This is a genomic window from Nonomuraea lactucae (assembly GCF_003313395.1).
Classification (GTDB): Bacteria; Actinomycetota; Actinomycetes; order Streptosporangiales; family Streptosporangiaceae; genus Nonomuraea; species Nonomuraea lactucae.
Map to the genome: position 1 here is coordinate 1 of NZ_QNFZ01000545.1, position 1,669 is coordinate 1,669.

General features: G+C 68.1%; 1 protein-coding gene. It reads left to right on the plus strand.

Features of this window, described 5'->3' with window-relative positions; all coding sequences use genetic code 11:
* The first annotated feature begins 127 nt into the window (after positions 1-127).
* On the plus strand, positions 128-1,504 hold the full coding sequence (locus DQW85_RS23430) for an IS1380 family transposase (protein WP_113702244.1): 1,377 nt from the start codon (positions 128-130) through the stop codon (positions 1,502-1,504).
* Positions 1,505-1,669 lie beyond the last annotated feature (165 nt).

Sequence of the window (1,669 nt, forward strand, 5' to 3'; positions counted from 1 at the left end):
ATTAGCCTGCGGCTTTCACGGCGAATTTGAGCCGACCTGATCATTCACATAAGAAAAGTGCCCTTGAGCTGGGAGGATCGGACTTGTCTAAGGCCCCGTCCACCCCAGATCAGAAGGCACTTTCCGAGTGAACTCTACCGCTTCCCGCTGCAAGATCACTGTGTCCGCCGACGGCCGCGGGCTGGTCTCACACGGCGGGGGTCTGCTGCTGGTGCAGACGCTGCGCACCACCGGACTGGAAAAGGCCCTATCCGAGCGGCTGGAGCGGTGGCGGCCCAGCCGCGCCGTCCACGACCCCGCAAAGATCATCACCGATCTGGCCCTCACCCTGGCGCTCGGCGGAGACTGCCTGGCCGACATCGCCATGCTCCGCTCCCAGCCCGACCTGTTCGGCTCCGTCGCCTCCGACCCGACCGTCTCACGCCTGATCGACCGGCTCGCCGCCGACGAGACCCGCGCGCTGAAGGCCATCCGCGCCGCCCGCGCCACCGCGCGTGAACGCGCTTGGCAACTGGCCGGTCATCACGCCCCCGGAACCGACGGCCAGCCCGTGATCGTCGACCTCGACGCCACCATTGTGATCTCTCACTCCGACAAGCAGCACGCGGCACCGACCTGGAAGAAAAGCTACGGCTTCCACCCGATGACCGCCTTCGCCGATCATCACGGCGACGGCGGCGGTGAACCGCTGATCCTGCTGCTGCGGCCCGGCAACGCCGGCTCCAACACCGCCGCCGACCACATCGAGACCACCCGGCTCGCCCTGGCCCAGCTACCCCGCGCCCAGCGACGCAACGTCCTCATCCGCACCGACTCCGGCGGCGGCACCCATGAATTCCTGAACTGGCTCACCCGCCCCGGACGCTGGCTGAAGTACTCCATCGGCTTCACCATCACCGACGACATCGCCGCTGCCATCCTCAAACTGCCCGCCACCGCCTGGACCCCCGCCTACAACGCCGACCGCCAACCGCGGCCCGGCGCCTGGGTTGCCGAACTCACCGGCCTGCTCGACCTGACCGGCTGGCCCAAGGGCATGCGCGTCATCGTCCGCAAAGAACGTCCGCACCCCGGCGCCCAACTGCGCTTCACCGACCTGGACGGACACCGCTTCACCTGCTTCGTCACCGGCACCCCAGGCGGCCAGCTCGCCGATCTGGAACTACGTCACCGCCGCCGCGCACGCGCAGAAGACCGCATCCGCGCCGCCAAGGACACCGGCCTGCGCAACCTGCCCCTGCACGACTTCACCCAGAACCAGATCTGGCTTGAAATCGTCGCCTTGGCCTGTGAACTGCTCGCGTGGATGCAGATGCTCGCCCTGCACGGAACTGACGCCCGCCGCTACGAGCCCAAACGCCTGCGGCTCCGCCTGCTCGCCGTCGCCGGCCGCCTGGTGCACGGAGGCCGCCGCCTGCATCTCCGCATCCCCACGCGATGGCCCTGGGCCGGCCAGATCCTTACTGCCCTAGCACGCCTGCACGCCCTGCTGGCACCAACCTGACCAGCACCAACCCGCCCCACGACCAGGAAAGGAAACCCTGCGGGCCCGTGGAACCCCGCCCACCCGGCGCGACAGCCGGGCATCCACGCTGACCACAGCGAGAAAAACGACCCCCAGCCGAACCTCTCAGCCGTCCAACTCAAGGTCGAGAAAGATCGAGGTTAG